Here is a 7,422-nt window from a genome sequence, read left to right on the forward strand (position 1 = left end):
AGCACTTATATCCTAATATTGCGCGATATGTAAAAGGTGCAAAGAGTGAAAGCTCTATATTTTACAAATGTAAAAAACGGATAAATTAAGCAAAATAAACTGAAAAAGTAAAGGGGAGCCTTGCGAAAACTTTGTAATTCTGTTAAGAAAGCGGCTTGGCTTAAACAAAATTAAGCATTTTACATTGATTTAACAATCATCACTGAATGCATTTAACTTTCCTCCATTAAAGTTGAATCAGTAAGAATTCAAGGAGGAATTAACATGTCACGCAAAAAAAACAAAGTCACTATCGTTGCACTTGTTTTGCTGGCAATCGTCACCGGCTGCGTCATCGGCAGCTGCGTAGCCGATACCAAGGGAGTTTCCGGGACAGTTAACATCGCCGGGTCATCTGCCCTTCTGCCTTTAGCGCAGAGCGCGGCCAAGACTTTCATGGACAAGAACCCGGACAGTGTCATCAACACTAACGGGGGTGGGTCAGGCCAAGGCCTGAAGCAGGTTTCTGACGGCACCATCGACATCGGGGACTCAGACTTGTTCGCGGATGAAAAGCTAGACAAGAAGTCAGCCAGCAAGCTAGTTGACCACCAAGTGGCCATTACCGCCATCGCCCCGATCATCAACAAGGATGCTGGGGTCAAGAGCCTGACCACTGAACAGTTGATCAAAGTTTTCACCGGCAAGGTGACCAACTGGAAGCAGGTTGGCGGCAATGACTGCCAGATCGTCCTGGTTTCCAGACCATCTTCATCAGGTACCCGGGCAACTTTTGAGCAATACGCTTTGAAGAAGCACGCTAGCCAGTCAAACCAGTCTCTGGAAACTGACAACTCAGGTACTTTGGTTCAAATGATCCAAAGTGTTTCCGGCTCAATCGGCTACGTTTCCCTGTCCTACTTGACTGGTGACCCGCAAGTCGGCATCGTGTCAATCAACGGTGTTAAGCCAACCCTGAAGAATGTCTATAATGGCAAGTATACAGTTTGGAGCTATGAGCACATGTACACTAAGGGGCAGCCAAAGGGTGCTGCCAAGGCATTCTTGCAGCAGATGCTCAGCAAGGAATATAGCAAGAAGATCGAAGCCATGGGCTACGGCGTAGCCTCCAAACTGCTGGCTGCCGCTAAAGCCACCCATGCTAATAAGTAAGAAGGAGAAATAAAGCATTATGGACAAAGTAGTTCAAAAAGCAATTGCCAAAGACAAGCGCTGGCGCGCGGTCTACATCGCCTGCGGCCTCTTGATCGTTGCTTTGACCCTTTTGATGGGGGCCTTCCTGCTCTACCAAGGCAGCCAGACCTTCCTTAAGGCGCACCACAGCGTTTGGGAGTTCCTGTTTACCAGTGACTGGGCACCGCTTGACAAGACCGGCATGTTCGGGGGAAAAGTTGGGGCTGCCATTTACATCGTTGGTTCCCTGGAAACCTGCTTGCTGGGTTTGCTCATCTGCCTGCCGTTCGCGATCGGCTCAGCCGTTTTCATGACGGAAATTTCACCAAAAATCGGTGAAAAGTTCTTCCGGCCGGCAACCGAAATCTACGTCAGCATCCCATCCGTTGTTTACGGCTGGTTTGGCTTGACCAAGCTGGTTCCTATAATCAGAAACGCCTTCCACCCAAAGATGGGCGGTTTCTCAGTCCTGGCCGCCTCAATTGTTCTGGCCATCATGATTTTCCCAACGATCACTACTGTCGCCGCTGACGCCATCAAGTCAGTCCCGAATAGCTACAGAGAAGGGGCTTACGGTTTAGGGGCGACCCGCTGGCAAGTCATCGGCAAGGTTGTTTTGCCAGCCGCTTCCGGCGGTATCTTGACCGGGGTGGTCTTGGGTCTGGCCCGGGCCATCGGTGAAGCTTTAGCCGTAGCCATGGTTATCGGTATGACCCGGTCCTTCGCGACCAGTCTCTTGTCACCAACTAGCACCCTGACCAGTGAAATTGCCGCTGACATGGGTAACACGGCCCAGGGCGGGGAATACAATCTGGCTTTGTGGTCAATGGCCCTCTTGCTCTTCGTCATCTCAATCGTTTTGATTATATTGATTCACAAGCTTGACAATGGAAAGAAGGAAAAATAAATATGAGCCGTGCTAAAATAAAAGACCGGCTGATGACGGGAATCTTCTACGCCATCGGCTGGATTATGCTGGCCTTCCTGCTCTACTTAATGCTGACAATTATCTTTGACGGCTTGAAAGGCTTCCAGTGGGACTTCTTGGGAGCAGCCGGCAACGGGATTTTCAACCAGTTTTTCAACACTATTTACTTAGTTTTCCTCTCACTGCTGGTCTCAGTGCCAATCGGCATCGGGGCCGGGGTTTACCTGGCTGAATATGCCAAGGAAGGCAAGTTCCTGACAATATTTGAAATCAGTATCGAATCCTTGTCATCCCTGCCATCTATCGTTATCGGCTTGTTTGGCTACTTGGCCTTCATCATGTGGACCGGGATGTCCTGGAATATCTTGGCCGGTGCCTTGACGATTTCAATTCTTTCTATTCCTCTGATAACTACTGAAACTAACAACGCCATCCGGTCCTTGCCGGTGGAATACAAGGAAGGTTCCCTGAGCCTGGGCGCGACCAAGTCAGAAACCATCCGCAAGGTCTTGATTCCGGCGGCCATGCCGCAGATCTTGACCGGGGTAATCATGGCTGCTGGGCGTGGCTTCGGTGAAGCCGCTGCGCTTTTGTATACTTCCGGCCAGTCAACTTACATCAACTGGCAGAACTTCTGGAAGGTTATCTCACCAAGTTCACCCCTGAACCCGTTCCGAAGCGGTGAAACCCTGGCCCTGCACATCTGGGCCATGAGAACTGAAGGGGCCTTGAACCCGTCAGCCACTCAGATTGCCAACTTTACATCAGCAGTCCTGGTCGTTTTGGCCCTGCTCTTCACTTTGGTTACGCGCCGTATCTCTGACAGAATGCGCAAGCGCAATAACGGAGGAAATTAATGATGGAAGACAAAATTACAATTAAAAAGCTGAACCTGTACTACAGTGATTTTCATGCCTTGCATGATATCAATGTGCACATCCAAAAGAACGAAATCACTGCCTTCATCGGCCCGTCAGGCTGCGGGAAATCATCTCTTTTGCGATCACTTAACAGAATGAACGACCTGGTTGAAGGCTGCCGGATTGATGGCTCTATCAAGCTGGACGGCACTGACATCTATAACGGTGACCTGGATGTGACCGTCCTGCGGCAAAGAGTCGGCATGGTCTTTCAAAGACCAAACCCGTTCCCGATGAGCGTTTACGACAATGTTGCCTACGGCCCGCGGATTCACGGGATTACTGAGAAGAAGGAACTAGACGAAATCGTGGAGACTTCCCTCAAACAAGCAGCTATCTGGGACGACTTGAAGGACCGGCTGAAGAAATCAGCCTTGGGCCTGTCCGGCGGTCAGCAGCAAAGGCTCTGCATCGCCCGGGCCCTGGCTGTCAAGCCGGAAGTATTGCTGATGGACGAACCGACCAGTGCCCTGGACCCGATTTCAACCTCTAAAATTGAAGAATTAGCTTTGGAACTGAAGAAGAACTATACGATCGTCATCGTTACGCACAACATGCAGCAAGCCGTGCGGATCTCTGACAAGACTGGCTTCTTCCTCTTGGGTGACCTGGTTGAATTCGGTGAAACTGACCAGCTCTTCTCCATGCCGAAGGATGAAAGAACTGAAAAATACATTACCGGCCGGTTCGGTTAAGGCTATAGGAGGCTAAAAATGAGAACAAGATTTGACAAGGAACTGGATCACTTGCATGAAGCAATGGAAGAAATTGGCCAGCTGTGCAAGGAAAGCATTTCTGAATCAACCGACGCCCTGTTTACGGGCAACTACCATAAAGCAGAGGACACGATTAACCTGCACCACCGGATTCACAAGGCAGAGCGTGACATTGAAGAAACCTGCCTGCGCCTTTTGATGGAGCAGCAGCCGGTTGCCACTGACTTGCGGATAATCAGTGCATCTTTGAAGGCGGTCTACGACCTTGAAAGAATCGGTGAAATTGGCGCGGACATTGCCGAACTGATCCTTAAAGAACACCTCTCAGACGCAAATGACATGCTGAACCTGAAGAGCATGTCCCAAATTGCTACTTGTATGGTCAACGACGCAGTAACGGCTTTGGCCAACCAGAATGTAGAACTGGCCAAAGCCGTAATCGACCGCGATGATCAGGTCGACGAAGGCTTTGGCAAAGCGAAGGCATTTTTGATCGATAACTTTAACAAGGATGGTAATCCGGAATATTTGATCAATTTGATGATGGTCGCGAAGTACTTTGAAAAAATCGGCGATCACGCCGTCAATATTGCTAAATGGTCCTTATTTGTAACTACCGGCAAGACTGGCAGATAATCCCATGAAATACCCCTTAACACTCTTGTAAATGATTATGGTCGTAAACTATAATTAAGTTTAAGAAAGGCTAAGGGGATTTTTTATGACTGAAATTTGGTGCGTGGAAGACGACGAAAGCATCCGCGAAATCGAAATGTACACGCTGGAAGCAATGAACTTCAAGGTCCGCGGCTTTGAAGACGGACATTCTTTTTTTAAGGTTCTGGACAATAACCGGCCGGATTTAGTGATTTTGGACTTGATGCTGCCTGATGAAGACGGCAGCGAAATTCTCCACCGGCTCAAGTATACTTCCGCGACCGAGGACTTGCCGGTGATTATCGCCAGTGCTAAGACGGCAGAATATGACAAGGTCAAGAACCTGGATTCCGGGGCGGATGACTACTTAACCAAGCCATTTGGGATGATGGAAATGGTTTCCCGGGTCAAGGCTGTTTTGCGCCGGACCAACCGCAAGAAGGAGGACAAGATCGAAAAAGACGGGATCAAGATTCTCTTAAAGCGCCATGAAGTTTTCGAAAACAGCCGTCAGGTCGATTTGACTTTGAAAGAATACGGACTCCTAAAGCTCTTGATTACTCATCCGGGAACTGTATTTTCCCGGGAAGAAATCATGGATCAGATCTGGGAGACTGGTTTTTACGTGGAAACGCGCACGGTAGACGTTCACGTGAGAACCTTGAGACAGAAGTTGGGTGAGGCTGGTAAGTATATCGAAACGCTGCGCGGGGTCGGTTATCGCTACCATGAAGCAGACTAATGCTTAAGAAGATATTTCGGGCAAGTTTTTTACTGACTTCTCTGGTTCTCTTCTTTGCCGTACTCTTAAGCACGATTGTCTTGAGCATTGACTTCGACCATACAGAAATGTCTGCCCTGGCTTCCCAGGCTGCCCTGGCGGCCAGCGGGGTAAATACCAGCGGCAAGAAGTACCTCAAGAACTTAAAAGGGGAGAACTACCGGATTACTTGGATCAATTCCAAGGGCAAGGTTCTCTACGACAATGAAGAGAATCCCAAAAAGATGGGCAACCATGCCCGTCGCAAGGAAGTCGCCGAAGCCATGAAGAAGGGGACGGGGACCAGCGAGCGCTACAGCACGACCTTGTCGACCGTGACCATGTACTACGCTGAACGGCTCAATAACGGCGGGGTCATCCGCATCGCGATCACCAGAAACTCCTTCTGGCGAATGCTGCTCAGGCTCTTGTCGCCGCTTTTGCTGATCATGCTTTTGGCGGTTTTAGTGTCCTGGTTCCTGGCCAAGACGCTCTCGCAAACGATCGTCAAGCCGCTGAATGAAATGGACTTGGACAAGCCCCTGGAAAGCAAGGCTTATGATGAAATCAAGCCGCTCTTGACCAGGCTGGACAGCCAGAACAAGCAGATCGCTGACCAAATGGAGCAGCTGCACCACCGGGAAAAGGAATTAAAGACGGTAACAGATGCCATGCAAGAAGGCTTGATCTTGATTGACCTGGATGACCGGATTCTTTTGTCTAACCCGGCTGTAGTTTCACTTTTAGGCCTGCATGACACTGACCCCTTGCCAGACGATGTTAAGGAAATCATCGATAAAAACAGCCGCTTGGCTCATACTGAGGGGATTGTGGAAAGAAACGGCCGCAATATTCAAATCAGTGCCAGCCCGATTACCAGCCGCAAGATTTTGAAGGGGACTTCGATCTTGGTGGTTGACGTGACGGAAGAATACCATGAAGAGCAGGTCCGGCGGGAATTCACGGCCAATGTGTCGCATGAACTTAAGACGCCTCTGCAGTCCATCATGGGGTCAGCTGAGCTTTTGGAAAACCACCTGGTCAAAGACGAAGACCGGGATGGCTTTTACAAGAAGATCCATGAATCTTCCGCCCAGCTTTTGACCTTGATTGACGATATCATCCGTTTGTCCCACTTGGATGAAAACCAGCGCTTTGAAGAAATCAAGCTGAACTTGAAGAGTCCGGTGACTGAGGCCTTGGAAGCCTTGCAGGGTTCGGCTGACCGGCATGGAATCAAGCTGGAGACCAATTTGTCAGACACCATGATCCTGGCCAACTTCCGCCTGGTTTATGAAATTGCCTACAACTTGATTGACAACAGCATCCGCTACAACAAGGAAAAGGGCAAGACCAAGATTACGGTCAAGGAGCACCGGAGCCAGGCGATCCTGCAGGTAGCAGACACTGGGATTGGGATTCCCCAGGAAGCCCAGAACCGGATTTTTGAACGCTTCTACCGGGTGGACAAGAGCCACAGCCGCAAGACCGGGGGCACTGGTCTGGGCCTGTCCATTGTCAAGCATGCTGTTCAGCAGTGCCACGGGACCATCCGCCTGGAAAGCGAATTAGGCAAGGGGTCAACCTTCACGGTTATTTTCCCGGCCCTGCCAGTAGGAGCAGATGGTACTAACAAATAAAGCAAAAATGGCAAAAGAAAACCAGTTCACTGATTACAGTGGACTGGTTTTGCTGTGTATTGGCTAATTTCTGTTATTGTACTAGTTATCGAAGTGGAATTGCAGGTCCTTTTGCAGCTTGTAGCTGGTCAGTTCCTTGCCGTCCAGGTCAGTCTTGTGCATGTCAACGGCGTGAACCTCCGGGTTGCCGTAAGTGGTGTAGTAGTAGATCCCCTTTTTCTGGTTCATGCAGGATGAGTAGATAGTGTACTCGTATTCACCCGGGGTAACTTCACACAGGCCCTTGACTTGTTCAACTGAGCCCAGGATCTTGAAGAACTGGTTGACTGAGCTGATTTCATCCTTGTTGCAGAGGCTGTTGTACTACTTGGTGAAGACGCAGCGGACGAAGCGGGACTTGCTGGACAGGTCGCCTGGCAGGCCTAAGCTGCTCATACCGCGGGAGTATTCAGTCAATTCAACGCCGTCAGCAAACTTGTGGTCCAAGCAGTGGGCTGACATGACAGGGCGTAGTAGTCGTTCAAGGCAAACTTCATGATCGGGAATGGCGGGTTGTTGGTCATGGCGCCGACTGGGTTGTCGTAAACGTGCAGGCCGTCTTCCATTGATTTAACCACGATACTGAAGC

General features: G+C 49.8%; 8 protein-coding genes and 1 pseudogene. 7 read left to right on the plus strand and 2 right to left on the minus strand.

The features are described 5' to 3' along the window. Positions 1–264: 264 nt before the first annotated feature. The 7 genes from HMPREF0528_RS01395 to HMPREF0528_RS01425 all read left to right on the plus strand — a co-directional run bounded on the left by HMPREF0528_RS01395 (position 265) and on the right by HMPREF0528_RS01425 (position 6,794). Positions 265–1,152, plus strand: coding sequence for a phosphate ABC transporter substrate-binding protein (locus tag HMPREF0528_RS01395; RefSeq protein WP_004894101.1), 888 nt, complete (start codon positions 265–267; stop codon positions 1,150–1,152). 19 nt (positions 1,153–1,171) lie between these two features. Then, positions 1,172–2,080, plus strand: coding sequence for a phosphate ABC transporter permease subunit PstC (gene pstC / locus HMPREF0528_RS01400; RefSeq protein ID WP_004894102.1), 909 nt, complete (start codon positions 1,172–1,174; stop codon positions 2,078–2,080). Positions 2,081–2,082: 2 nt separating this feature from the next. Then, positions 2,083–2,958, plus strand: coding sequence for a phosphate ABC transporter permease PstA (pstA, locus tag HMPREF0528_RS01405; protein WP_004894106.1), 876 nt, complete (start codon positions 2,083–2,085; stop codon positions 2,956–2,958). After that, positions 2,958–3,716 (plus strand): phosphate ABC transporter ATP-binding protein PstB, encoded by a 759-nt coding sequence (gene pstB / locus HMPREF0528_RS01410; RefSeq protein WP_004894109.1) that lies wholly within the window; start codon positions 2,958–2,960, stop codon positions 3,714–3,716. The genes pstA and pstB overlap by 1 nt, the downstream gene beginning before the upstream one ends. Positions 3,717–3,734: 18 nt before the next feature. Continuing rightward, a complete protein-coding gene (phoU, locus tag HMPREF0528_RS01415) occupies positions 3,735–4,373 on the plus strand; it encodes a phosphate signaling complex protein PhoU (RefSeq protein ID WP_004894111.1) in 639 nt (212 codons plus the stop codon). An 85-nt stretch (positions 4,374–4,458) separates the two neighbouring features. Then, complete coding sequence (locus tag HMPREF0528_RS01420; RefSeq protein ID WP_004894114.1) at positions 4,459–5,136, plus strand: response regulator transcription factor; 678 nt, start codon at positions 4,459–4,461, stop codon at positions 5,134–5,136. Beyond that, complete coding sequence (locus HMPREF0528_RS01425) at positions 5,136–6,794, plus strand: sensor histidine kinase (RefSeq protein ID WP_004894115.1); 1,659 nt, start codon at positions 5,136–5,138, stop codon at positions 6,792–6,794. Before HMPREF0528_RS01420 ends, HMPREF0528_RS01425 begins: the two co-directional genes overlap by 1 nt. 81 nt (positions 6,795–6,875) lie before the next feature. On the opposite strand, the pseudogene HMPREF0528_RS08940 reads toward HMPREF0528_RS01425, so the two are convergent. Both HMPREF0528_RS08940 and HMPREF0528_RS09330 read right to left on the minus strand, forming a co-directional pair. Beyond that, positions 6,876–7,295, minus strand: a pseudogene (locus HMPREF0528_RS08940) (linear amide C-N hydrolase). After that, the gene (locus tag HMPREF0528_RS09330; RefSeq protein ID WP_234600830.1) at positions 7,247–7,399 is read right to left on the minus strand and encodes a linear amide C-N hydrolase; all 153 of its coding nucleotides are present in this window, start codon (positions 7,397–7,399) and stop codon (positions 7,247–7,249) included. Before HMPREF0528_RS09330 ends, HMPREF0528_RS08940 begins: the two are co-directional and overlap by 49 nt. Between the last annotated feature and the right edge of the window lie 23 nt (positions 7,400–7,422).

This window comes from Lactobacillus johnsonii ATCC 33200 (genome assembly GCF_000159355.1).
GTDB classification, from domain to species: Bacteria; Bacillota; Bacilli; order Lactobacillales; family Lactobacillaceae; genus Lactobacillus; species Lactobacillus johnsonii.